The sequence below is a fragment of the Nocardia sp. NPDC088792 genome (assembly GCF_044750615.1).
GTDB lineage: Bacteria > Actinomycetota > Actinomycetes > Mycobacteriales > Mycobacteriaceae > Nocardia.
Genome location: NZ_JBIVKC010000005.1, coordinates 304,161 through 327,098 on the forward strand (window position 1 = coordinate 304,161; position 22,938 = coordinate 327,098).

Annotated in this window: 23 protein-coding genes; 12 read left to right on the plus strand and 11 right to left on the minus strand. The window is 64.4% G+C overall.

Going from position 1 to position 22,938, the window contains the following annotated elements; all coding sequences use genetic code 11:
- Nucleotides 1-20 precede the first annotated feature (20 nt).
- Nucleotides 21-1,079, minus strand: a complete 1,059-nt coding sequence (locus tag ACIP5Y_RS33620; RefSeq protein ID WP_400356926.1) for a tyrosine-type recombinase/integrase — start codon at nucleotides 1,077-1,079, stop codon at nucleotides 21-23.
- 170 nt (nucleotides 1,080-1,249) lie between these two features.
- Entirely contained in the window at nucleotides 1,250-1,702 is a 453-nt protein-coding gene (locus tag ACIP5Y_RS33625) for a helix-turn-helix domain-containing protein (protein WP_400356339.1), read from the minus strand.
- A gap of 177 nt (nucleotides 1,703-1,879) precedes the next feature.
- On the opposite strand from ACIP5Y_RS33625, the gene ACIP5Y_RS33630 reads away from it, so the two are divergent.
- Nucleotides 1,880-2,050: a helix-turn-helix domain-containing protein gene (locus tag ACIP5Y_RS33630; RefSeq protein ID WP_400356341.1), complete on the plus strand. Its 171-nt coding sequence runs from the start codon at nucleotides 1,880-1,882 to the stop codon at nucleotides 2,048-2,050.
- A 267-nt stretch (nucleotides 2,051-2,317) separates the two neighbouring features.
- Complete coding sequence (locus tag ACIP5Y_RS33635) at nucleotides 2,318-2,515, plus strand: excisionase family DNA-binding protein (RefSeq protein ID WP_400356343.1); 198 nt, start codon at nucleotides 2,318-2,320, stop codon at nucleotides 2,513-2,515.
- Between the two features lie 758 nt (nucleotides 2,516-3,273).
- Here ACIP5Y_RS33635 and ACIP5Y_RS33640 read toward each other — a convergent pair.
- Together ACIP5Y_RS33640 and ACIP5Y_RS33645 are read right to left on the minus strand one after the other, a co-directional pair.
- Complete coding sequence (locus ACIP5Y_RS33640) at nucleotides 3,274-3,573, minus strand: hypothetical protein (protein WP_400356344.1); 300 nt, start codon at nucleotides 3,571-3,573, stop codon at nucleotides 3,274-3,276.
- Between the two features lie 244 nt (nucleotides 3,574-3,817).
- Complete coding sequence (locus ACIP5Y_RS33645) at nucleotides 3,818-4,561, minus strand: TauD/TfdA family dioxygenase (protein ID WP_400356346.1); 744 nt, start codon at nucleotides 4,559-4,561, stop codon at nucleotides 3,818-3,820.
- 99 nt (nucleotides 4,562-4,660) lie between these two features.
- Here ACIP5Y_RS33645 and ACIP5Y_RS33650 point away from each other — a divergent pair, with 99 nt between their 5' ends.
- The 3 genes from ACIP5Y_RS33650 to ACIP5Y_RS33660 all read left to right on the plus strand — a co-directional run bounded on the left by ACIP5Y_RS33650 (nucleotide 4,661) and on the right by ACIP5Y_RS33660 (nucleotide 7,050).
- On the plus strand, nucleotides 4,661-5,086 hold the full coding sequence (locus ACIP5Y_RS33650; protein WP_400356348.1) for an NUDIX domain-containing protein: 426 nt from the start codon (nucleotides 4,661-4,663) through the stop codon (nucleotides 5,084-5,086).
- 10 nt (nucleotides 5,087-5,096) lie between these two features.
- Nucleotides 5,097-6,353, plus strand: coding sequence for a multiprotein-bridging factor 1 family protein (locus tag ACIP5Y_RS33655; RefSeq protein WP_400356349.1), 1,257 nt, complete (start codon nucleotides 5,097-5,099; stop codon nucleotides 6,351-6,353).
- A 142-nt stretch (nucleotides 6,354-6,495) separates the two neighbouring features.
- The gene (locus ACIP5Y_RS33660; protein ID WP_400356351.1) at nucleotides 6,496-7,050 is read left to right on the plus strand and encodes a hypothetical protein; all 555 of its coding nucleotides are present in this window, start codon (nucleotides 6,496-6,498) and stop codon (nucleotides 7,048-7,050) included.
- 40 nt (nucleotides 7,051-7,090) lie between these two features.
- Here ACIP5Y_RS33660 and ACIP5Y_RS33665 read toward each other — a convergent pair whose 3' ends face one another.
- The 3 genes from ACIP5Y_RS33665 to ACIP5Y_RS33675 all read right to left on the minus strand — a co-directional run bounded on the left by ACIP5Y_RS33665 (nucleotide 7,091) and on the right by ACIP5Y_RS33675 (nucleotide 11,800).
- Nucleotides 7,091-7,585 carry a hypothetical protein gene (locus ACIP5Y_RS33665; RefSeq protein WP_400356353.1) on the minus strand — a complete coding sequence of 165 codons (495 nt, stop codon included), beginning with the start codon at nucleotides 7,583-7,585 and terminating at the stop codon, nucleotides 7,091-7,093.
- Between the two features lie 413 nt (nucleotides 7,586-7,998).
- A complete protein-coding gene (locus ACIP5Y_RS33670) occupies nucleotides 7,999-9,003 on the minus strand; it encodes a restriction endonuclease (protein ID WP_400356355.1) in 1,005 nt (334 codons plus the stop codon).
- 466 nt (nucleotides 9,004-9,469) lie between these two features.
- Nucleotides 9,470-11,800, minus strand: coding sequence for an MMPL family transporter (locus ACIP5Y_RS33675; protein ID WP_400356356.1), 2,331 nt, complete (start codon nucleotides 11,798-11,800; stop codon nucleotides 9,470-9,472).
- Nucleotides 11,801-12,026: 226 nt separating this feature from the next.
- Here ACIP5Y_RS33675 and ACIP5Y_RS33680 point away from each other — a divergent pair, with 226 nt between their 5' ends.
- The 5 genes from ACIP5Y_RS33680 (at nucleotide 12,027) to tgt (ending at nucleotide 18,314) form a co-directional block, all read left to right on the plus strand.
- Nucleotides 12,027-12,614: a TetR/AcrR family transcriptional regulator gene (locus tag ACIP5Y_RS33680; protein ID WP_400356358.1), complete on the plus strand. Its 588-nt coding sequence runs from the start codon at nucleotides 12,027-12,029 to the stop codon at nucleotides 12,612-12,614.
- Between the two features lie 36 nt (nucleotides 12,615-12,650).
- Complete coding sequence (locus ACIP5Y_RS33685; protein WP_400356360.1) at nucleotides 12,651-13,211, plus strand: RrF2 family transcriptional regulator; 561 nt, start codon at nucleotides 12,651-12,653, stop codon at nucleotides 13,209-13,211.
- Between the two features lie 72 nt (nucleotides 13,212-13,283).
- Entirely contained in the window at nucleotides 13,284-15,017 is a 1,734-nt protein-coding gene (locus ACIP5Y_RS33690) for an ABC transporter ATP-binding protein (RefSeq protein ID WP_400356362.1), read from the plus strand.
- A complete protein-coding gene (locus ACIP5Y_RS33695) occupies nucleotides 15,014-16,978 on the plus strand; it encodes an ABC transporter ATP-binding protein (protein WP_400356364.1) in 1,965 nt (654 codons plus the stop codon). Before ACIP5Y_RS33690 ends, ACIP5Y_RS33695 begins: the two co-directional genes overlap by 4 nt.
- An 85-nt stretch (nucleotides 16,979-17,063) precedes the next feature.
- On the plus strand, nucleotides 17,064-18,314 hold the full coding sequence (gene tgt / locus ACIP5Y_RS33700; RefSeq protein ID WP_400356366.1) for a tRNA guanosine(34) transglycosylase Tgt: 1,251 nt from the start codon (nucleotides 17,064-17,066) through the stop codon (nucleotides 18,312-18,314).
- Nucleotides 18,315-18,358: 44 nt separating this feature from the next.
- Here the strand turns inward: tgt and ACIP5Y_RS33705 are convergent, their stop codons facing one another.
- Nucleotides 18,359-19,129, minus strand: a complete 771-nt coding sequence (locus tag ACIP5Y_RS33705) for a queuosine precursor transporter (RefSeq protein WP_400356367.1) — start codon at nucleotides 19,127-19,129, stop codon at nucleotides 18,359-18,361.
- Between the two features lie 63 nt (nucleotides 19,130-19,192).
- Here ACIP5Y_RS33705 and ACIP5Y_RS33710 point away from each other — a divergent pair, with 63 nt between their 5' ends.
- Entirely contained in the window at nucleotides 19,193-19,798 is a 606-nt protein-coding gene (locus tag ACIP5Y_RS33710) for a DUF4190 domain-containing protein (protein ID WP_400356369.1), read from the plus strand.
- 106 nt (nucleotides 19,799-19,904) lie between these two features.
- On the opposite strand, the gene ACIP5Y_RS33715 is transcribed toward ACIP5Y_RS33710, so the two are convergent.
- The 3 genes from ACIP5Y_RS33715 to ACIP5Y_RS33725 form a co-directional block, all read right to left on the minus strand.
- Nucleotides 19,905-20,702, minus strand: coding sequence for an RDD family protein (locus ACIP5Y_RS33715; RefSeq protein WP_400356371.1), 798 nt, complete (start codon nucleotides 20,700-20,702; stop codon nucleotides 19,905-19,907).
- A 51-nt stretch (nucleotides 20,703-20,753) separates the two neighbouring features.
- A complete protein-coding gene (gluQRS, locus tag ACIP5Y_RS33720) occupies nucleotides 20,754-21,662 on the minus strand; it encodes a tRNA glutamyl-Q(34) synthetase GluQRS (RefSeq protein WP_400356372.1) in 909 nt (302 codons plus the stop codon).
- Between the two features lie 100 nt (nucleotides 21,663-21,762).
- Nucleotides 21,763-22,260 (minus strand): DUF309 domain-containing protein, encoded by a 498-nt coding sequence (locus ACIP5Y_RS33725; protein WP_400356374.1) that lies wholly within the window; start codon nucleotides 22,258-22,260, stop codon nucleotides 21,763-21,765.
- Between the two features lie 391 nt (nucleotides 22,261-22,651).
- Here ACIP5Y_RS33725 and ACIP5Y_RS33730 point away from each other — a divergent pair, with 391 nt between their 5' ends.
- The gene (locus ACIP5Y_RS33730; RefSeq protein WP_397005744.1) at nucleotides 22,652-22,861 is read left to right on the plus strand and encodes a DUF397 domain-containing protein; all 210 of its coding nucleotides are present in this window, start codon (nucleotides 22,652-22,654) and stop codon (nucleotides 22,859-22,861) included.
- The last annotated feature ends 77 nt before the right edge of the window (nucleotides 22,862-22,938 follow it).

Sequence of the window (22,938 nt, forward strand, 5' to 3'; positions counted from 1 at the left end):
GTGAGGGGCCTTTTTCTTGCTCAGGCAGCAGCCTGATTGGGCTCCGTGACAAGATTTTGACAAGTGCAGCTACCAACGCTCGTCGCGGCGGAACCCTTGCCGCCCGAATACTTCTCGTCCATCGCCGACGCTACGCGGTCCAAGTCGTCGTCGAATAGGTCCGCGTAGGTGTTCAGGGTTTCTTTCGCATCCTTGTGGCCTAGCAGTCGCGCCAGCGCCAGGACGTTCGCACCTGCCGACACCGCCAGTGAGGCGCAGGTGTGGCGGAGATCGTGCGGAGTGATCGGCTGTACCTTCGATCGCTTCACCGCACCCGCGAACCAGCCGTCTGCCGACTTCGGGCGCGTCAGGTACTTCTCGGGGTCCTCCGGGTGCGGGAATACGAGTGCGTCCCTGGGTTTCTCCTTCACGTGCTGCCGCAGCCGCTCGAGGATGAATCGCGGTACCGGCACCGTACGGATCTCCTTGCCCTTGGTCTCACCCTCCGCATGATCGACACCAAGCTGTACGGCGTTGTCGGCGACCGTGATCCGGGCACGTCGAAAGTCGATGTCACGCACCCGAAGCGCGATCACCTCGCCCCAGCGCGGACCGCAGTAGGCGAGCACGAGCACGAAGAGTTCGTGTTGCCCGGACTGCTTCGCGAGCCTCTGCACGTCTGCCGAGGTCAGGTAGACGTGACGCTTCTTTTTCTTGTCCGGCAGGTTCTCGACACCGCGCGCCAGGTTCTTCGGTAGCCGCTTGGCCTTCACTGCGGCGTCAAGGATTCCGGCAAGAACGCCGTGCGCCCTGATGATCGTGGTCGCACCGTCTGAGACCTTGCCGCCCTTGGCTTTCTGCGCCTCGGCCTTCTCCATCGCGGCGATGCGCATCTCAGTGATCCAGGCTTCCACCGCTTCCAAGCTGATATCCGCGATGCGGACGTTGCCCCAGCGCGGTTCGACGTGGTTGCGCCATGCTGCATCGAGGGTGCGGTAGTTGGATGGCGCTGTGGCTGCCTTCTTTCCCCTCAGCCAGGCGGGGGCCAACTCCGCGACCGTGATGCGGCCCAGGGACGGAGCTACGTACTCCCCGTCCATCTTCTGCACTTCCACCTTGCTGGCGAAGGCATTAGCCTCGGCTTTCGCTTGAATCCGCGCTTGCTGGTCGGTTTGCCATCGGGCTTGTTGTAGGCGACAAGATACCGAAGTCCCTTGTCTCCCTTGATCTTTGGATCTGGCTTCACGGTGTACTCGTGAACTGAAGCCACTTACGGGTTCTCCTTCGATATCTCTTCCAGCAGCAGGACCATGCGCCGGAGCGCTTCGGCCTGCCGGTGCGGCGGTAGGGCCGCGTACATGGGGCCTAGGGCGTTGGCGAGCAAATACACCGGGTCGCTCGGATCGAGCTCGACCGGCGGGGATGGCATGGCCTCCCTTGCTGCGGCGGCGATGCCGTCCAGCAGCAAGAGCAGGGTTCCGATGTGTGGGGTGCCGCCCGCCTCCATGTGCTTGATGGTGCGCAGCGGGACGCCGGACAGGTCTGCCAGGCGGACCTGGGTCAGGCCCAGGGCTCGGCGATCTCGAATCACTATGCTCGCGAGTGCTGATCGATCGGACGAGTCGATCCGGCTTCCCGTGCGAGCACGGTGCAGTAGCCAGCGGACTTCTTCGTCATGCTCGGTATCAATCGCGGCAGCGCGGTCTCGATCGTCGCCATCCACGGGGGTTCACCTCCATTCATTCTTGCCCCCACTTAGGGCAAAAAAACTAGCATAACCGCCCCCGATCGGGGGTGTCATAGGTGCCATTATCGCTGCTGGTGGTGGGTATATTTGTGGACCGCAGCGTGCGGCACGTGAAGATATTGCACCTGCGATGGATGAATAAGGAGCCTGAGAATGACCGTCCCGATGAGCCCCGCCGACGCTGCGCGAGCTGCTGGGTGCCATCAGAACTCGATCTACGCTGCGCTGCTGGCGGGCGAGCTGAAGGGCTACCAGCGCACCGTGCCCAAAGGTCGCTGGCGGATCTTCCCTGACGATCTGCACCGTTGGATCAGGTGCGAGTAGCCTGCCGGGGCTTGCGCGGCTCGCAGAGCCCTCGTTCGGTCGGCTCGTCCGCAGCGCACCTCTCACATGTCGTCCGTGGGTCCGGTTTCGAAGGCACTTGTTTGATCCAGTAACCGCATGTAAACGCCGAAATGTGTCCCCGATTACCCCAGGTGGTAATCATCTGGCCAAGCTGAAAAGCCGGGGAAGAATGGTTGGCGGACGGGTTGCCCCCACGGTGGGTGACACGGACCGGTTACTGACAACTGAATAACGTTAGGCGGCAACATGAAAGCCAAGACCGTCGATGGCCTCGTTTCGACGAAGCAGGCCGGGGAAATGATCGGCGTCTCTCCGCAGACGATTCGCAACTGGATTCATGCGGGGAGGCTGACGGGCTTTCGGGTCGGGCCGCAGCGCTTCCGGCTTGATGCTGAAGAACTTCCCAAGGCCGTTGAGGTGATTCAAAAGGGTTACACCCGGTGAAGCGCGAAGCGAGCGGGCATCGCGGCTATACCTGAACCGGTCGCCCACAGATCAAGTGCGGCAGCGCACTGCTTGCGTCCACCGACACGGCGGACATCGTGCGTGCGGCTGCCTACGTCTCCGGACCGCCAAGGTCCTCTAGACCGTCAGGTCGCCATTTCAACGACACAGTCAGCGCGGCAGTCGCGACCCACCGGTTCGGCACGGGCGGACACCTGCGGTGCTTGTGCTCATGAGGAATCTCCTCAAATTCCCTCCAATCTCCCTGCGCCCGTGGAGTAATACGGGTGGCCCGGTATCGGTCTGACCGTCTTGTAAACCGCCGGGGCCGTCGCCCGTCAGAGGGGCTGGTGCGGGCGTGAACCGATTTCTTCGCGGGATCGGGCGCGCCCATAATTCCGATCGCGAGTGGCCGACCTGGTAAAGGCGGACTCGGACAGGGACAGCTGTGGTGGCTGTACCGGCCCTCGTGAGTATCCCGGTCCCGGCGGCTCGAGCAATTCCCGTAGCCGCGTACATGTCGAACGACGAAACTGCCTCTGCATACCCATACGGAGAGCATGGTGTTCGGGGTGTTCCCGCACTTGCGCAGTACGGGGTACTTCTCACTCCTCACCAACCAGCAGCACCCCACCAGAGAGACTGAACACGAGCGGGCAGGGCGAATACGGCGATCAACCGCCTCAGGCAACGAGGGGACCCGGCACCGAGCAAGGACCGGGGTCTCCTGTATCCGAAAGGGGTTGGCTCGACTGGCATCACCCCCCTTCGCCGACCGCACCAGGCAGGGCCGGCGCCGATTGCTCACCGTGGCCCGGGACCCAGCAACGCACCGAGGCGGCTGTGCCAGCGGTGAATTCGTCCACGTTGGACACTGCCCGCCCCTCGCTCAGGTCCAATTCGATTGCGTCGGAGTCTGTTCCCATCATGTCGGCGATCATCAACCCGGCGACCATCCGAATCTGGCGCTTGTCCCGAACCAGAGTCCAACAGTCGATCGCGGGTACGTGGGCGATCCAGTGAGCACCGCAGCAGTGAACCTTCACCAGGTACCGCACTGCGCCACCCCCGGCCGTTCGGCGCGGTGCAATCGTCCCGCGGATTCTAGGACCCGCAATGCGGCCGCTTTCTGTCTGCATCGCACGGATTCGTTGTGCAAGTGGATCTGCGAAAGTCGGTGTGCCTGTTCGACAGTGAGCGGGCCAGGGTCGAATCCGCAGTGGTCGTAGTAGGCGTAGTCGTTCGGTTCGTCCGACCCGTTCTCGAACCGGACCGCAACACGAACGGTGGCGTAGTCCACGTTCATGACGCCACCCCCAGCGCACCGGCGGCCAAGAACCCGGACGGTATCGCGAACTCAGGATGCGGGTTCAAGCTCAGTCGGTACATGATCCGCTCGCCCGTGAACGCCGACCGTCCATGCAACCACCGGTGGTTGTGCAGCACATAGCCCTGCCCCGGCTCCAGTTTGAACCGGATCATGTGGCGCTCGATCGCGGCATCGAGGGTGGGGAGCCATCGGGTGATGTCCGGTGAGTACTGCACCAACCCGTCACGCCGGTAGCGGACCCGAATCCGACCACCCTTGGCCTGCTCGAAGACCGAGCCCAGGTGGCCGGACGCGCCGCCGAACAACGCCGTTCGAGGCTGCGTGAGAGCTTCCACGGCTCCCGGCCAGTTCTCGGCGAGATCGGAGTACACCGCTCGTCCGTCGATGGCAATGCATTCGCCTCCTGTCACACTCTTGCGCCCGCAGACCACGAGCAACAGCGCGGGTGGTTCCGGAACTCCGGAACGGTCGGTGTGCGGCAATAGGGAACCGGTGCCGAATCCCTCGAACCCGAGCCGATGTGCGAGCCCCGCTCGGTGTTCAAGCGTGGTTACCCCGTCATCGCCGCTGTCCCGGTGCGGAACGACCTGGCCGAGGGATGCTCCCAACGTGACCAGCTGCGCTCGTGTGCGGATGCTGTCGAATCTGGCGAGCCCGTCAGCAGCGAGCCCAGCCGCCACCCCTGCCGCCCAATCCTGCTGTAAGTCAACGAACATGGCTCAAACCGTGCGCTCGGCACGATTGCTGTGTCCACTGACAAACTGTCAACGCCAACCACCCGGCTACCCGACCGACGCGGTGCTAGCGTCGCGGACATGACCTCCGGATACGTGCCGCACATGTACTCGATCTCGATCAAGGGCGTAGTCGTTCGTGACGGACAGGTGCTGCTGCTGAAGAACGAGCGCGAAGAGTGGGAGTTGCCGGGCGGCCGGATCGAACCGGGCGAGACGCCGGAGGAGTGCGTGGCGCGGGAGATCACCGAAGAAACGCAGTGGCCAGTCACGACGGGGCCAATCCTCGACTCGTGGATGTACTACATCAACGAGGTGGAGCGGAACGTGTTCATCGTGACCTACGGGTGCTACCCGGATACCGATGCCGAGCCGGTGCTTTCTCACGAACACAAAGAGGTCGGGTTGTTCCACGAGGCCGAGATTGCCGGGCTGAATATGCCCGACGGGTACAAGCGCTCGATCATGACCTGGTTCGCGCAGCTGAGGGCAGCAGAAAGCGTCTAGGAGACGGACAGTGGCCGACAGCAGGTGTCAGGCATGCGGCGTAACCATCAGCCGTTACGCGGAAAGCCCCGTGTGCCCCACCTGCGCCACCAACACCGACGCTGGACGGTCCGTCGTTCGAGCCGCCCCCATAGCGTCTGCCGTCTGGCTGTGGGCTACCGCTGAAGCTTCGACCGCTATCGCAACGAGAGACCTGCCTACGATCCTTCGGGCATATCGACGCATCAACGGAACCAGCCAGGCAGCGCTGGCCGAACTGCTGGGCTACGACAACTCGTATGTGTCGATGCTCGAAACCGGACGCCGGGTGATCAGCGACGTAGGGACCCGCAGGCACATAGCCGCTCGCCTTGCCCTGCCCGCACATGTGCTCGGTGTGACCGACGTAGACGACGCCGAGTTTCGGGCAATGCTCCAATTCGGTGACAGCACGGTACGTCTCGCCGAGATAGCCCGACAGGCCGGTCGTGCCGTCGAAGCCGTCAACGAGTTGTGGCCGCTGGTCGCCCGGCTCGAAGCGCGAGCGTCCGAGGGGCACATGGAGCGTGACAGCCTGGTCCTACTGGCGCAGGCGCGCGTAGCACTCGGCGTTTCACTCGGCACAGTGCTCCCCGAAGAACGGCTTTCCTCAGCCGCTCGCTGGACGGGCCAGGCCGTGAAGATTGCCGCCCACCTGGACGATTCACACTTCTACGCGCACACGCTGCGGATGCATGGCAACGAACTGCGCAAGGCAGGACATCCCGGCGCGGCAGTCGCACGACTTGACCATTCCCTCCAGCTGTCGAACGACCCAGCGGACCAGGGCGGATCGCTCGCATTCATGTGCCGGGCCACTGGCGAACTCGGAGACGTCGAGCGATTCGACAGCGCGCTGAACACCTACCGAAGCCTGCTGGAGAAGAACACGGGCAGCGGCCTGCTGTTCCAGCCGTTCACACTGCGGGAGATCGAACTACGCGGCCTCATGGGTACAGGGCGGGTAGCAGAAGCCTGCACACTCGTTCATCGCCAGGCCGGACGCCCGGCGGCTCCCCAGTGGCACATCATCGAACGGGTCACCACAGGCGAAGTGCTCGTCGCAAGCCACGACATCGAAGGTGCGACAGACGCTTTCGTTGAAGCAATCGGATCTGCGGAGTGCCATCGGCTACCACACCAGATACAGCGGATCATTCGAGCAACCGCGAAGGGCGGGATGCGCGAACTTGCCGGCGAAGGCAGCGCTGCTCTCCATCGCACTCGAACTACGCTCGCGGCACGCTAGACCCTGGGGGATGACCCTTGCCCCTGGTGTCGCGACAGCGTCTCGCATAGCAGGGGCCTGGCTGTACGGGTTCCAGGGTTGCGGCATCCATTCCCCAGTACGATGGCGACGGACCATGCACCACAACGGAATTGGGGGCGGAGTGACTGAGCCAGCACGGGAGAAGGCGCGGGGACCCGAGCTTGGATATCAGCGGCTTGATCGGTACATCGCCGCGTACGACTGGGCTGAAAGGTGCATCGACACCGGCCACTACCTTGAGGCGATCGCCGTGCTGGACTCCCTTATTGGTGATCGCCTCGCTAGTCGCTACACCTACATCCGGAGGGAAGAACCGATCGATCTCCCCGCTGTGGGTGAGCTGTGCAGTCGGCTGCTGAAGGGCTTCAGGAAGGCCGAGAACCCTCGTGTGGAAACTGACCCCCGCTTCTGCGCTGTGATCGAGGAAATCCAGAAATGGGCCAAGACTCGAAATTCTGCGATGCACCAGACCGCGAAGATCCTCCGCAACGGTGCCGTGAGCGTCGCTTTCGTCGACATCCTTGAGGATCACCGCCAAACCGCCCTGGATGGCGTCGCATTGGTGCGGCAGTTCGATGAACTAGACACAGCAGCTCGGAGGCAGGCGGGGAAGCTTCCAGGTACGTACCCGAACGCGTTCTTTCCGGAGAAGCGGATCGCGCGCTCTTGGATGTAACTGTCGGCGGCGGTGCGAGCCCCTGCGAAGGAATGGCCGCTTAGAGGGCCGCAATCGTCATGAAGGCTGTAACCCCGAGCGCGAACAGGGCCGCCACCTGGATAGCAAGACCGATTGCCACACATAGTGCTTTGAACGCGTTGGAGCGGCGCAAACTCACCAGGGTGGAGATAGACAGGGTCGCGACGCTGTGGCGAGCGCTTACCTCAGTGTCGGTCCAGTGGGTCGCCAACATATGGGTGAGCGTCTCGGGGGTAGCCACCTCGTGTGGTTTGTTCCAACCCGCTACGACGCCGCACACTGTGGCGGCCACGAACAGGGACAACGTCACACCCACTGCGATCAGTACTGCTGACGGCAGCTGTGGAACGGCCGGAGTCCTGGTTACTGCCGTAATGACCGCGAGCAGGGTGAACAGCGCGCCCGAGGTAGTGATCAGCGCCTGCCCGCGGGCATCGTAGGCAGTCCGTCGTTCGTACTCGGCCGCCAACTGGGCTTCGATAAACGTGACGAAGATCTTGCCCTGGTCCGTCATCGGTCTTGCTCTGATCGGTCATCACGTTGTTCGAACTGTGCTTGGTCTTCTTCGCGGACGTGCTCCACCTTGAGCCAGCCTGTATCTGTCGGTGGCGGCTCGCGCTCATCAGCTGCTGGCGCAACCTGTGTGCTCGGCTCCGCAGGTGCAGGTGCAGGTGCAGGTGCAGGTGCAGGTGTGGGTGTGGGTGTGGGTTCAGGTTCAGGTTCAGGTTCAGGTTCAGGTTCGTGATCGTTCGACATACACGTTTCATCGCACTACCTGCAACTGGCTTTATAGCTATAACGAATGGAAAAGGTGTTCGTTCGCTGACCGGCGAGCGAACCTGCCAGGTTTGGCGGCGCATCGACCAAGCTCGACAACAAATCGTCGACACCCCGTCGCGACGTGGCCTGATATCGCCTCGCGTGAGCCTAACGCTCCAGATCCATGTGGAGGATTGAGCGGACGGCCGACCGGTGCTGCCTCGTGCGGTGGAGGGTATCCCTCTCCCTTTGAGTGAATTCGTGTTCCTCGCATGCCGTTAGAACTGGCTCCACCAGCGGGAGTAGCTGTTCGAGCGTCCAGGCGATGTACCGACGCGATGGGTGCGAACTGTCACTACGCAGGCGCGGATAGGCGGGTTCATCGAGAAAGACGACAGGCCATCGGCCAATCCTCGCGTCGATGAGATAGCTGCGGACCAGGGCGAGGCGTTGCCGCACCTCCGCTGCCCGAGGACCGCCCGGTACCGAGCCCCGAGAAGCCTCAAATCGACGGAATGCCAATTTGTCGCGGATTTCCCGAACAGCTTGCTGGTACCAGGATTCCGAACCACTGGCCAACTTGCGAACTACCTCGTTGACGTCGTGCGCTGTCTCGCACTTCGTAGCTTCCTTCTCGGATGTGAAGGGCAGTAGGCGAGCCTCGGGTACGCACGCCGCAAGGAACTGCAAGCCTGCTTCCACCTGGGTGGTTTCGGCCAGCATGCTGCCGGTCCATCGGCGGACGTTGAGAATCGCATCCAAGTCCTGAAGTCGCCGCTCGGCTTCCCGTTGGCGCCTTTCCAATAGGTCGGCTGCGGCATTGCTGCGTAGATCCCCCACGCTCGTCAGCGTGATGCTTCGGCCGGTTGCATGTTGAATTGCGCCTGACTGGAAGCCTGACTCCGACATCAGTAGGCCACGGTCGGCCCCCAGGTCACCGCAGATGTCTGCAAGAGCTGCGACCTTTTCCTTGGTCACCGCGCTCTTCCAAAGCTTGCATTCGACTACCCACAGGACATCGACACCGGCGATCACGCGCCGGGCCGATACGTCGATCTCGTGGACCACTCCGCGAGCCGATGTGAGCTTTTCGGCCACCTTGGTCGCGAACCCTAGGTTGCTCAAGAGATCTGCGACCCTCTGTTGGTAGCGCTGCCATTCGGGTTCCCCCATTTGCCCTCCTTGCAAGGCGAGATTGCGGGTGGCGATGCGCACCATATCGGGCTTGGCCGACAGGTTCAGAACCCTAGGAACCCGTACACGCCGTGAACCACTGAGAGGTGCGCTGCGCGGTGAGGGGTGCCGAGGAGGGTCCCCCGGGTGGGGGTATTTCAGCAGGCCAGTGCGGTGTTATTCGACAAGAATCTGACAAGAAACCCCGGTCAAAGACAGTCTCTGACCGGGTATGCGTGTGAATGAGTCCGTGGGCCTAACTCGCTGTTTGCGGAATATCCCCTGGTCATGGTAGGGGGATGGCGGAGAGTTCAAATCCCTCCGCCACCGCTGCAAGCAGCCCCGCACCGATTTCGGTGCGGGGCTGCTTCGTTTCCCGGGTCGTTTCATTCTGGTTGGGGCGGAAAAGAGTTCGGCCCCCGACCTGGAAATAGGCGGGGGCCGAACGGGTTTCAGGGTGCCGGGGTCAGCCGACGGGGACCGGTTCCTTGTCCTCCGCCGGTGGGGCGGCGGATTCCTTCAGGGCGGCCAGTTTCGCGCCCTCGACGTCGATGTCGGGGAGGATGCGGTCCAGCCACTTGGGCATCCACCAGGCTGCGGGGCCGAGCAGGGCCAGCAGGGAGGGGATGAGGACCATGCGGACGATGAAGGCGTCGAAGAAGACGCCGGCCGCCATGGCGAAGCCCATCGACTTGGCCACCACATTGGGTTCCAGCATGAAAGCGGAGAAGACCGAGATCATGATGACGGCCGCCGAGGTCACGACGCGGGCGCCGTGGTGGTAGCCGGAGATCATGGCTTCCTTGGCGGACTTGCCGTGCACGTACTCCTCGCGCATTCGCGTCACCAGGAACACCTGGTAGTCCATCGCGAGACCGAATACCAAGCCGATCAACATGATCGGCAGGAAGCTCACCAAGGGGTGTGGTTCCACCAGGTTGAGGTGGCCCTCCTGGAAGATGAGCACCGTCGCGCCGAAGGTGGCCGCCATGGAGAGCAGGAAGCCCAGCGCGGCGGTCAGCGGGACCAGGATCGAGCGGAACACCAGGACCAGCAGCAGGAAGGCCGCGCCCGCCACGATCGCCAGGTAGGGCGCGATCTTGTCGAGCAGCGCCGCGGACACGTCCGCGTAAATGGCTGTGGTGCCGGTGATTCCGTACTGCATGCCGTAGCGGTCCTGGAACTGCGATTCCGCGTCCCGGGCGTGCTTGACCAGATCCTTGGTCTGCTGCGCGTTCGGACCCTCCTTGGGGACGCCCATGAACAGGGCGGCTTCCTGGTCCTGGCTGCGCTGCGGGAAGGTCAGGTAGTCCATGCCGTCGTAGGTGCGAAGCTTGTCCTGCAACGCCTTGACGGCCTCGTCACGCTGGTTCTCCGGCGTCTTCGACAGATCGACGGCGATCATGAGGGTGCCGTTGGCGCCCTCGCCGAAGCCGGCGGTCTGCAGGTCGTACGCCTTGCGGATGGTGGTGTCCTTCGGCATCGAGTCGCCGCCGGGCAGACCCAGCTGCATGCTCAGCGCGGGCGCGGCCAGCAGGCCGAGCAGCACCACCGAGACGGCCAGCGTCAAAGCCGGCGCCTTGCCGATGAATCGGGCGAACCGCATGCCGTTGGTGACGGAATGCTCGTCCTCCGGATTGTGCTGGGCGACCAGCGGCAGCTTCGGCTTGAACAGGAAGCGGCCGAACGCGCCCATCAGCGCGGGCATCAGGGTGACGGCCACGAGCACCGCGAACGCGGCCGAGACCGCACCGAAAACGCCCATATAGGTGAGGAATCCGACGCCGACGAAGCTGAGGCCCGCCAGCGCGATGATCACGGTGAGACCGGCGAAGATGACCGCGGAGCCGGCGGTGCCGACCGCGGTGCCCGCGGCCTCCTCCGGATTCCTGGACACGGCCAGCTCGTGTTTGTACCGGGACACGATGAACATGGCGTAGTCGATGGACAGGGCCAAGCCGATCATGGACGCCAGGATCGGCGTGAAGGTCGGCACGGTCAGCCAGTGCGTGCCCCACATGATGATGGAGATGGCGGTGCCGACACCGATGAGGGCGGTGAGAATCGGCACGAAGGCGGCCACGATGGCGCCGAACGCGATCACCATGACGACCAATGCGACGGCGATGCCGATCATTTCGGAGCTACCCGACGACCCGCCCGGATCCTGCGCGATGGACCCGGTGAGCTCCACCTGCAGTCCGGCCTGGCGGGCGTCGGCGCCCACGTCGTAGGCCTTGTCGCGGTCCGACTTGGTGATGTCGGCGAACTTGGCGATGTCGTACTTCGCCTTGATGGTGGCGACCGAGTCGGGATCGGTCTTGTTCAGCACATTGAGCGGCACGCTGCTGCACACGCTGGAGAAGTTGGGTGCGGAGCGGTCGGCGCCGAGGCAGTCGACGCCGGTCTTCTGGCTGATCTGTTTGGTCAGGTCGATCGGGTTCTGCGCCGGGATCGACTTGTCCAGAATGTCGAGGCCGTTCAGCTTGTCGACGAAGGCTTGCAGCGCAGCCGCGTTCGCGGGATCGGTGAGCCGCTGGCCCGCGGGTGCGGCGATCACGTAGGTGCCGGTGACCGCGTTGGGGTCGAAGTCCTTGGAGCTGCCCGGGAAGTGCTTGTCCAGAATGTCGGTCGCCTTCTGGGAAGGCAGGCCGGGCATGGTGAAGCTGTCCTGGAACGGCTTGGCGAGGGTGCCGCCGACGCCGCCGATGATGATGAGCGCGGCGATCCACGCTCCGATGACGAGCCATTTTCGGCGGAAGGCGAACTTTCCCCACCGGTAGAGGTATACGGACACGAGGGGTTCTCCTGGCGATGGATTCTGCTGGTGTGCAAGCACTTTCGGGTGCTGAAATTGCGGGCACGAAGGCAGCACTGCCGCGGGAGCCACTGCACGCTCCCCGCCTCCACGAAATAATCTGCCTACCGTGCGGTAGGTAGACTACCGAGCGAATAAGCGGAGGAACAACCTCGACTCTAAGTGGTGTTCATCGCTTCCGGAGCGGTGGTGAGAGGATGAGTCAATGAGTGGCCGAACCGGATCCGGAACTGTTATCGCAGGTAGGAGCACCAAAGACGCGATTCGCGAGGCCGCGATCCAACTATTTTCGAGCAAGGGATTCGAACAGACCAGCCTGCGCGAGGTCGCCGATGCGGTGGGAATCACAAAAGCCTCCCTCTACTATCACTACGCCTCGAAGGTCGATCTGCTGATCGCCATCATCGAGCCGATGTTCGAGGACCTGCGCGCCTTGGTCGAAAGCCTCGACACCAGGCCGCATTCGCCGCAGAGCGTGCGGGAAGTGCTGACCGTCCAGGTCGATTCCATGCTGCGCAACCGCCGCACCGGCGTGCTGTGCATGCGCGACACCGTCGCCATCGTGAACGCCCTCGGCAATCGCTACCCGGACCTGCTCGAACTGCATCGCCGCATGTGCCGCTGGGTCGCCGGCCCCGACGCCGACGACGCCACCCTGCTGCGCGCGGCCTCCGCCATGGAGGTGCTGAGCACCGCGCTCATGTCGCAGGAGATCGTGCCGAACGCACCGGAGCGGGAGATTCAGGACGTGCTCCTGACCGCCGCGCTCGGTGTCCTGAATGTGGCGCGATAACCTTTCTCTTCGCCACCGAGCAGATCAGGAGTCACCGTGCACATCACCGCGAAGGTCGATTACGCGGTGCGCACGCTCGTGGAAATAGCCAAGGCGCAACCGGATTCGGTGAAGGCCGACACCATCGTGGTGGCCCAGGACATTCCACCCAAGGTGCTCGAGTCGGTCGTCGCGGATCTGCGACGTGGCGGACTGGTCACCAGCCGCCGCGGCCCCGACGGCGGCTATAGGCTGGCCCGCCCCGCCACCGAGATCAGCATCGCCGAAGTGATCCGCACCGTCGAAGGCCCGCTCGCCTCGGTCCGCGGGCAACGCCCCGAGGACGTCAGCTACCCGGGCGCGGCCGAACCGCTGCAGCGTGTCTGGATCGGTTTGCGCGTCAATATCCGCGCCGTCCTGGAACGCGTCACCATCGCCGATATCGCCCACGATCTGCTGCCGCCCTTCCTGGACGAACTGCTGCACGACCCGCACGCCTGGAACCGCAAACCCCGCCCGACCGCACCCGGCGGCATCGCCCTGCCCGCCGAGGAACGCGTCGTGCCCGCGGACGATCGTGATCCCGGCTGGCGGGATCTGGACACGCCGGATATCTGAGGCTTTGCGGACCGCGAACATCCGAAAATCCTCGAGCAGGCCCTCCCCACGAGGCGGTAGCCTGCGAACATCATGTTGATCAGACTTCTCCGCACCTACATGGCGCCCTACCGCAGGCAATTGGCGGGGGTCGTCGTGCTTCAGCTGATCTCGGTCATCGCCATGCTGTATCTGCCCACCCTGAACGCCGACATCATCGACAAGGGCGTGACGAAGGGCAATATCAGCTACATCTGGAGCACCGGCGGCTGGATGCTGCTGGTGACCGCCATCCAAATCTGCGCGCAGTCCGCCTCCGTCTATCTGGGCGCGCAAGCGGCCATGGGCGCGGGCCGCGATATGCGCTCGGCGCTGCTGCACCGCGTCGGCACCTTCTCCGCCCGCGAGGTCGGCACCTTCGGCGCCCCCTCACTGATCACCCGCAATACCAATGACGTACAGCAGGTACAGCTGCTGGTGGTGATGAGCGCGACCATCCTGGTGATGGCCCCCATCATGTGCGTCGGCGGCATCATCATGGCGTTGAAGGAGAGCCTGGCGCTGTCCTGGCTGCTGCTCATCGCGGTGCCGGCGCTCGCCCTGTCCATGGCGTTCATCATCGCCCGCATGGTGCCCGGCTTCCGGCGCATGCAGGCCCGCATCGACGTGGTGAACCGCGTACTGCGCGAACAGATCACGGGCATCCGGGTGGTGCGCGCCTTCGTGCGCGAGCGGCAGGAGACCACGCGCTTCGGCGTCGCCAACACCGATCTGACCGCACAGCAGCTGTTCGTCGGCAAGTACACGGCGCTCATGTTCCCGACCATCATGCTCATCTCGAATGTCACCACGGTGGGCGTGATCTGGTTCGGCGGGCACGCCATCGACCGCGGCGACCTGCAGATCGGCCAGCTCACCGCCATGCTGACCTACATCGTGCAGATCCTGATGGCGGTCATGATGGCCTCCATCCTCGCCATGATCGCACCGCGTTCGGCGGTGTCGGCCGAGCGCATCGCCGCGGTGCTGGGCACCGAATCCTCGGTCGGCGAACCGCCTCTGCCGCAGGCGTTCAAGGGCGATCCCGGCACCGTGGAGTTCGCGTTCGCGGAGTTCAAGTTCCCGGGCGCGGAGAAGCCGGTGCTGCGCTCCATCCAGTTCCGCGCGGATCCCGGCACCACCACCGCCATCGTCGGCGCGACCGGTTCCGGCAAGACGACACTGGTGAACCTGATACCGCGGCTCATCGACGTCACCGACGGCGCGATCTACGTGGGCGGCACCGATGTCCGGCACATCGAGCTGGAGACGCTGCGCGGCGGGATCGGCCTGGTGCCGCAGAAGGCGTACCTGTTCTCCGGCACCATCGCCTCCAACCTGCGCTACGGGAATCCGGACGCCACCGACGACGAACTGTGGCACGCCCTCGAGATCGCGCAGGCCGCCGATTTCGTGCGCGATATGCCGCAGGGACTGGAAACGCCGGTGGCACAGGGCGGTACGACCGTATCCGGTGGTCAGCGGCAACGCCTGGCCATCGCTCGGGCGCTGGTGCGCAAACCGCGCATCTACCTGTTCGACGACTGCTTCTCGGCGCTGGACGTCGCGACCGACGTCCGGGTGCGGGAGGCCCTGAAACCGGAGACACGCGACGCCGCGGTCATCATTGTGGCGCAACGGATCTCGACCATCCGCGAGGCCGATCAGATCGTGGTGCTGGAGGACGGCGCCATGGCCGGCATCGGCACCCACGCCGAACTGGTCCGCACCTGCGACGAATACCGCGAGATCGTGGAATCCCAGTTCAGCGCGGAGGAGGTGCGATGAGGCCCGGAGCCCCCAATCTCGGTTCCCCGGACGCGAAGGCGAAATCCTTCGGCCCGTCCATCAAGCGGCTGCTGCGCCGGCTCGCACCCGAAAAGCTTTTGCTGTCGGCGGTTTTCACGCTCGCCGTGGCCTCCGTGGTGCTGAACACCCTGGGCCCGCAGATCCTCGGTAGAGCCACCAACATCATCTTCGACGGCGTGGTCGGCAAGGAGCTACCCGCCGGCGTCACCAAGGGTCAGGCGGTCGAGCAGCTGCGCGCCAGCGGCAACGGCACCTTCGCCGACATGCTCGCCAATATGAACGTGATCCCCGGTACCGGTGTGGATTTCACCGCCGTCGGGCACGTGCTGGCCTGGGTGCTGGCCCTGTACATCGGGTCGTCGCTGTTCGGCTGGCTGGAGGCGCGGCTGCTGATCGTCGTCATCAACCGCACGGTGAAGCGGCTGCGCGCGGATATCGAGGACAAGATCCACCGGCTGCCGCTGAGCTACTTCGACAGCATGCCGCGCGGAGACGTGCTCTCCCGCGTCACCAATGACGTCGACAATGTGGCGCAGACGCTGCAGCAGACATTGAGCCAGTTGATCATTCAGGTGCTGTCGGTGATCGGCGTGCTGATCATGATGTTCTGGATCTCGCCGCTGCTGGCTTTGATCGCGCTGCTCACCGTGCCTTTGGCGATCATCGTGACCGCACAGATCGCCAAGCGTTCCAAACCGCACTTCGTGGATCAGTGGAAGTACACCGGCGCGGTCAACTCGCAGGTGGAGGAGGCCTTCACCGGGCACGAGGTGGTGACCGCCTTCGGGCGCGGCCGCGAGGTCGGCGAACGCTTCGACGAGACCAACGACAAGCTCTACAACGCGTCGTTCAAATCGCAGTTCATCTCCGGCCTGATCATGCCCGCCATCATGTTCCTCGGGAACCTGAACTACGTGCTGATCGCCGTGGTCGGCGGCCTGCGGGTGGCGTCGGGCAATCTGTCGCTGGGCGAGGTGCAGGCGTTCATCCAGTACTCGCGCTCGTTCACGCAGCCGCTCACCCAGATCGGCTCGATGATGAACCTGCTGCAGTCGGGTGTGGCGTCGGCGGAACGCATCTTCGAGATCCTGGACGCCGAGGAGCAGACGCCGGATCCGGAGGTCGAGGACGAGCGGCCCGTGGATCGTGGCCGGGTCGCGTTCGAGAACGTGTCCTTCCGCTACGAGCCGGAGACCCCGATCATCGAGGACCTGTCCCTGGTGGCCGAGCCCGGGCACGTGGTGGCCATCGTCGGACCGACCGGTGCGGGCAAGACCACGCTGGTCAACCTGCTCATGCGGTTCTACGAGGTGGACTCCGGCGCGATCACCATCGACGGCGTCGACATCACCCGCATCACCCGCGATCACCTGCGGGCGCGCATGGGCATGGTGTTGCAGGACACCTGGCTGTTCGGCGGCACCATCCGCGAGAACATCGCCTACGGCGACCCGAACGCCTCCGAGGACGAGATCCTCGCGGCGGCCCGCGCGGCGTACGTGGACCGGTTCGTGCACGCGCTGCCGCACGGCTACGAGACCGTCATCGACGAGGAGGGCTCGGGCGTCAGCGCGGGCGAGAAGCAGCTCATCACCATCGCCCGCGCGTTCCTGGCCAAGCCGTCCATCCTGATCCTGGACGAGGCCACCAGTTCGGTCGACACCCGCACCGAACTGCTGGTGCAGCACGCCATGGCCGCGCTGCGCCGGGACCGCACGAGTTTCGTGATCGCGCACCGGCTTTCGACGATCCGCGACGCCGACACCATCGTGGTGATGGATCACGGCCACATCGTCGAGCAGGGCACGCACGACACCCTGCTCGCCGCGAAGGGCTTCTACTACCGGCTCTACAACGCACAGTTCGCGGCGGCCATCACCGACGGCGAGGGCGAGAACGTCGACCTGCCCGACGAGGACGCCGTCTCGATCGGCAAGTAGTCACCCCGCCCGTTCACCACACCGCCCGGCCCGCACCGCAAAGGTGCGGGCCGGGCCTTTTTCGCAGGGTGGGAGGATAGACGCCGTGTCTGCTGCTTCCGAGTTCTCGTTCAAGGTCGGTGCCCGCCTCGAAGGACGGCATGGACGGACGGGCGTGATCAGTACCCCGCACGGGGATATTGCCACGCCCGCCTTCATTCCCGTCGGTACCAAGGCGACCGTCAAGGCGGTGCTGCCGGAGACCATGAAGGAACTCGGTTCGCAGGCCCTGCTCGCCAACGCCTACCACCTGTACCTGCAGCCCGGGCCGGACATCGTCGACGAGGCCGGGGGACTGTCCGAGTTCATGAACTGGCACGGCCCGACCTTCACGGACTCGGGTGGCTTCCAGGTCATGTCGCTGGGCGTGGGATTCAAGAAGGTTCTCGCCATGGAGGCCGTCGGCGTCCAGAACGACGATGTGATCGCCAAGGGCAAGGAACGCCTCGCGCACGTCGATGACGACGGCGTCACCTTCCGCTCCCACCTGGACGGTTCGAAGCATCGCTTCACCCCCGAGGTGTCCATGGGCATCCAGCATCAGCTCGGCGCGGACGTCATGTTCGCCTTCGACGAGCTGACCACGCTCATGAATACCCGTGGCTACCAAGAGGAATCGCTGGAACGCACCCGCCGGTGGGCGCAGCGCTGCCTCGACGAACACGAAAAGCTCACTGCCGCACGATCACACCGCCCGTACCAGGCCCTGTTCGGCGTCATTCAGGGCGCGCAGTACGAGGACCTGCGCCGCAAGGCCTGCCAGGATCTGGAGGCGTTGCGCGGCGAGGCCGGAACGGGTTTCGACGGGTACGGCATCGGCGGCGCGCTGGAGAAGCACAATCTCGGCACCATCGTCGGCTGGTGCTGTGACGAACTGCCGGAACAGAAGCCGCGCCACCTGCTCGGCATCAGCGAGCCCGAGGACATCTTCACCGCCGTGGAGCACGGCGCGGACACCTTCGACTGCGTGAATCCCTCACGCGTGGCCCGCAATGCGGCGATGTACACCGACGAGGGCCGCTACAACATCAATACCGCGCGCTTCAAGCGGGACTTCACGCCGATCGACGAGACCTGCGATTGCTACACCTGTCAGCACTACACCCGCGCCTACATTCATCACCTGTTCAAGGCGAAGGAGATGCTGGCGTCCACCCTCTGCACCATCCACAACGAGCGCTTCACCGTGCGCCTGGTGGATCGCGTCCGTGAGAGCCTGGACGGCGGCTACTTCGACGACTACAAGACCGATTTCCTCGGCCGCTGGCGCGGCCGCATCAAAGCCCCTGGGCTGTAAGGGATTTCGACGCGACCGTGCCCGGGCTCGGGAGTCGGGTTTCCCTACTCGAAGATCGCGGCCCGCGAGCGGGGCGCGTAGCTGGGTTCGCGCTTCTTGAGGAAGGCGATGCACCGGTAGGAGATCGGCAGCACCATCATCTCGACCAGGGTCTTCCAGATGAAGCCCACGATCGTGTAGTTGATGTAATCCGGCCAGGTATGGATGCCGATCGCGGTCGCCGCGATGGAGCAGAACACGAAGGTATCGCCGAACTCACCGGCCACCGTGGAGCCCAGCAGGCGGGCCCACAGATGCTTCTCCTTGGTGCGTTCCTTGATGAGCACCAGGGTGATCGAGTTCAGGAACTGCCCCACGAAGTACCCGGCGATACCGGCGAAGGCCAGCTGCGGGGTATTGCCGAGCACGCTCTGGAACGCGCCGGCATCCTCTTGCAGATCGCCCGTGGGCAGTTTGATGACGAGCCAGAAGCAGGCGATCATCAGGAGCAGCGCACCGAACCCGTAGTAGACGATGCGGCGGGTGGCCCGGAAGCCGTAGACCTCGCTGAGGATATCGCCGATGACGTAGGCGAGCGGGAAGAGGAAGAACGCGCCGTCGGTATTGAGCGGCAGCAGTTGGAGCGGGCCCCAGGACAGATGGTGCCCGGAGAAGAATTGCACGCCTTTGGTGACACAGACGTTCGAAATGAGCAGGACTGCGGTGAAGGCGACCGCCACCTGCGTGAAATAGCCCCCCGCGGCCGTAGCGAATGCTGCATGCTCGGGCGCGGGGTGTCCAGATCGGTCTGGATCGACCGTTTTCGTTTCACTCACGCGGGCAAGTATCCATGCTCCGACCACTCGTTATGGTGTGGTGGGGTGGCATAGGCTGAGTCAATGACGAATCCCGGCGATTCCGACGAGTGGTGGGAGCAGTACGGCGGTGAGGGCGTCACGCCCGACACTCCGTCCGCGACTCCCCAGCCGCCGGTGACTCCGCCCCCGGGGCAGTACCGGACGCCGCAGCCGCAGTTCCCGAATTACCCGCCGCCGCAATCGGATCCGAGCGGTTATCCTCAGCAGTCCAACCCCGGTGGCTATCCGCAGCAGTCGAATCCGCTGGGTTATCCCCAGCCCGGTTATCCCCAGGCCGGTGGTTATCCCCAGCCCGGCCCGTCCACCCCGCCGCCGGGCTACACCTACCCGGCCGCCTATTCGCCGTACGGCTACGCGCAGCCCGCCCGCACCACGAACGGCCTGGCCATCGCCTCGCTGGTCGTCTCCATCGTCGGCGTCCCCGGCATGTTCTTCTGCCTCTTCCTACCGGTCGGCCCGATAGTCGGCCTGATCCTCGGCATCGTCAGCCTCAACCAGGTCAAGAAGTCCGGCCAGCAAGGCCGCGGCCTTGCCTTGGGCGGCATCTGGGTCGGCGCCATCGCCACCGTCATCGGCATAGTCCTCCTCTGCCTCCTCATAGTCGGCAACATCCACTCGACCACCTGAGAAGAGACGGGCGGCGCATCCGTCAGCATGACCGCTTTGCCCAGAAACGAGACGGGCAGCGCATCCGTCAGGATGCGCTGCCCGCTTTTGCTTTTCGCCCGAAGAGCTAGCTCTTCACGACCTGCGTGCCGCCGGCGAACTTGTCGTGCCAGCCCTGCTTGTTGGGGTCCTGCTCGATGGTGACCGCGATGTAGATCTGCAGACCGATGCTGATCAGCGTGCCGAGGCACGGGATCAGGCCGATCACGACGAACAGGTTGCGCTTGGCCGAGGTGGCCGGGTCGATGGGCCCGCCGCCGGGACCGAGCACCCGCAGGCCGAGGATCTGCTTGCCGAGCGTGCGACCCTGCGTGGTCTCCATGAGGATGAAGTAGCCGTACAGGATGATCGGCAGCAGGACTTCCCACACCCAGCCGAGCGTGCTCGGCAGGAACGCGTAGATGATCCCGCCGGGGATGCCGATGATCAGGCTGTCGATCAGGCGGGCCGCGAAGCGCAGCCACAGGTCGCCCGGTCGCGCACCGCCGCCGAAGCCCGGTCCGCCGCCGAAGCCGGGACCGCCCGGGTACGGCTGGTACGGCTGCTGGCCGAAGCCCGGCTGCTGGCCGCCGTAGGGCTGATCCTGCGGCCCGAAGCCCGGCTGCTGCTGGCCGAAGCCCGGCTGCTGGTTGTAGGGATCCGGCTGCTGGCCGTACGGCTGCTGACCGTAGGGCTGCTGCGGCTGCTGGTTGTAGGGGTCGGACTGGCCGTAGGGCTGCTGAGGCTGCTGGGGCTGCCCGTAGGGATCGGACTGTCCGTACGGCTGCTGGGGCTGCTGCCCGTAAGGCTGGTTCTGCGGGTACGGCTGCCCGTACGGCTGCCCGCCCTGGGGATACTGGTTGGGGTCGTACCCACCGCTTGTCATTGTTTGGCCGTCCTCGTCGGAATTCGTGCGGGATCTGGTCGAGTGGGTACGTTACGGTTGCGAGCTGGGTTGTAACAACCCGTTCGGGTCCAGTGTCCACGGTTCTCCGGGCAGGTTTTCCGGCCGAAAGCCCTTCAGTAGCTCACGCGGCGTGTCGGCGCCGGGAAATCCGAGTGATTCCGCGATGAATCCCAGCACTTGCGCGGGTGTTTCGCCGAGGGCCTGCCGGTCGCGCAGGGTGACGGCGCCGTCGCGTTTGGCGAGGCGCTGTCCTGCCGTGTTCAGGACCAGTGGCACATGTGCGTAATGCGGCACGGGCAGGCCGAGCAGGGTGGCGAGGTAGGCCTGCCGCGGGGTGGAGGGCAGTAGGTCGTCGCCGCGCACGACCTGGTCGATCTGCTGGTCGGCGTCGTCGACCACGACCGCGAGGTTGTAGGCGGGGGTGCCGTCGCCGCGGCGCAGCACCAGATCGTCGACGGCGCCGCGGTATTCGCCGTGCAGTTCGTCGGTGATGATGAATTCGGTGAGTTCGGCGCGCAATCGCAGTGCGGCGGGCCGTCCTTCGTCGCGGCGGGCTTGCTGTTCCTTTTCGGTGAGGTTGCGGCAGGTGCCGGGGTAGGCGCCCATGGGGCCGTGGGGTGCGGTGGCGGCCTGCTGGATTTCCCTTCGGGTGCAGAAGCACTCGTAGGTGTGGCCCGCGGCGGTGAGCCGTGTGATGGCTTCTTGGTAGAGCGGTAATCGTTCGGACTGTGCGACGACGGGCGGGTCCCAGTCGAGTCCGATGGCGGCGAGGTCTTCGAGTTGGCGTTGTGCCGCGCCCTTTTGCACGCGGTCCAGGTCTTCGATCCGCATGAGGAATCCGCGGCCGGTGGAGCGTGCGAACAGCCAGGCGAGCAGTCCGGTCCGCAGATTGCCCAGATGCAGATCGCCCGAAGGGCTGGGCGCGAAGCGTCCGTTCATGTGGAGCAATGCTACTTCGCATGCTTCGCAGCGCCGCTGGTCATTCGCAGTCGTGCGGGCGCACACACGGGACGTGCGCGGTGGCAGCGCGGATGCGAAGTCAGCGTGATTGTGTGAGGTGCGGTCGAAGATCGTTGTCGGAGAGCGGTTTTCCCTGTTCAATGGCGGTGAGCAGGGTTTCGGCGGAGATGATGAGACCGGTGCTGTCGATGTCGTAGGGGGCGGGGCCGTAGGCGGCGAGTCGGTCCCGGGCGCGTTCGAGGAGTGTGCGGGCGCCCTTCGGATTGCCCCGTTGAATGTGGGTGAGGCCAACGGCGAACTGCGCGAGCCCCTGCCACAGCGACTTTTCGGCGAACGGGCCGTTCTTCCAGGCGGCTTCGAGGACCTCGTGGGCGTTGAAGGGGAGTCCGTCATCGATCAGCTGCTGGGCGTAGGTGAGGGTTTCGGCGGGCGGCAGGTCGAGATCATCGGGTATGCGCGGTACGCCGGCGCTGCCGAAGGGGAGAGGTCGCCCAAACCGGTCACGGGGTCGGGCATTCCGGGCACGTCCGTCGTCGTCCCGATCCCGCTCGGTCTCCTGCTGTCCGTTTTCGCCCATGCCTCCATGATCCCCGATCTTCGGCGTGAGGGTTCGTGGGGAGTTTGCCAGGAGGTCAGCTATTGGTCCGGCAACGGAATTGCGAGTATCGAAATTCCTCCGTACTGAAATAACGGCTATCTCTAGGCAAATAATTTGCTGGCTAACCTTGCCTCAAATTTGCTGATTGAAAACGAAAGAATGCGATCTCCCTATGTCGAACCTGCTAGTCTTTAGCCCGGGAACGGCCATCGGGGGTGCATTCCCATCGTGAAGTGCAGAGAAAGGGTTGTACGGCGCGGTTGCGTACAACCCGGGCGTACGAGGGGTTCGCCAATCTCGGCGGATCCCAGTGTCACCAAGATCGATGCCAGCAGGATCTCGTGCTTGACGCAGCAAAGGAGCTAGTACCGTGAAGGTGGATTACACAGGCGCTGTTTGGCGTAAGAGCAAACACAGCGGCCCCAACGGCAACTGCGTGGAGGTCGCATTTCTCCGGGACGGCAATGTAGCGGTCCGCGACACGAAGGATCACGGCTTCGGCCCGATCCTGGCTTTCACCCCCGGCGAGTGGGATGCGTTCGTCGCCGGCGTAAGTGACGGAGAGTTCAAGCGGGCCTGACCGGCCGCGCGATTCCGGGAGAAAAACGAAGCCCCGAGTCCCGGAGACTCGGGGCTTCCGCGTTTTTGGGCCCCTCC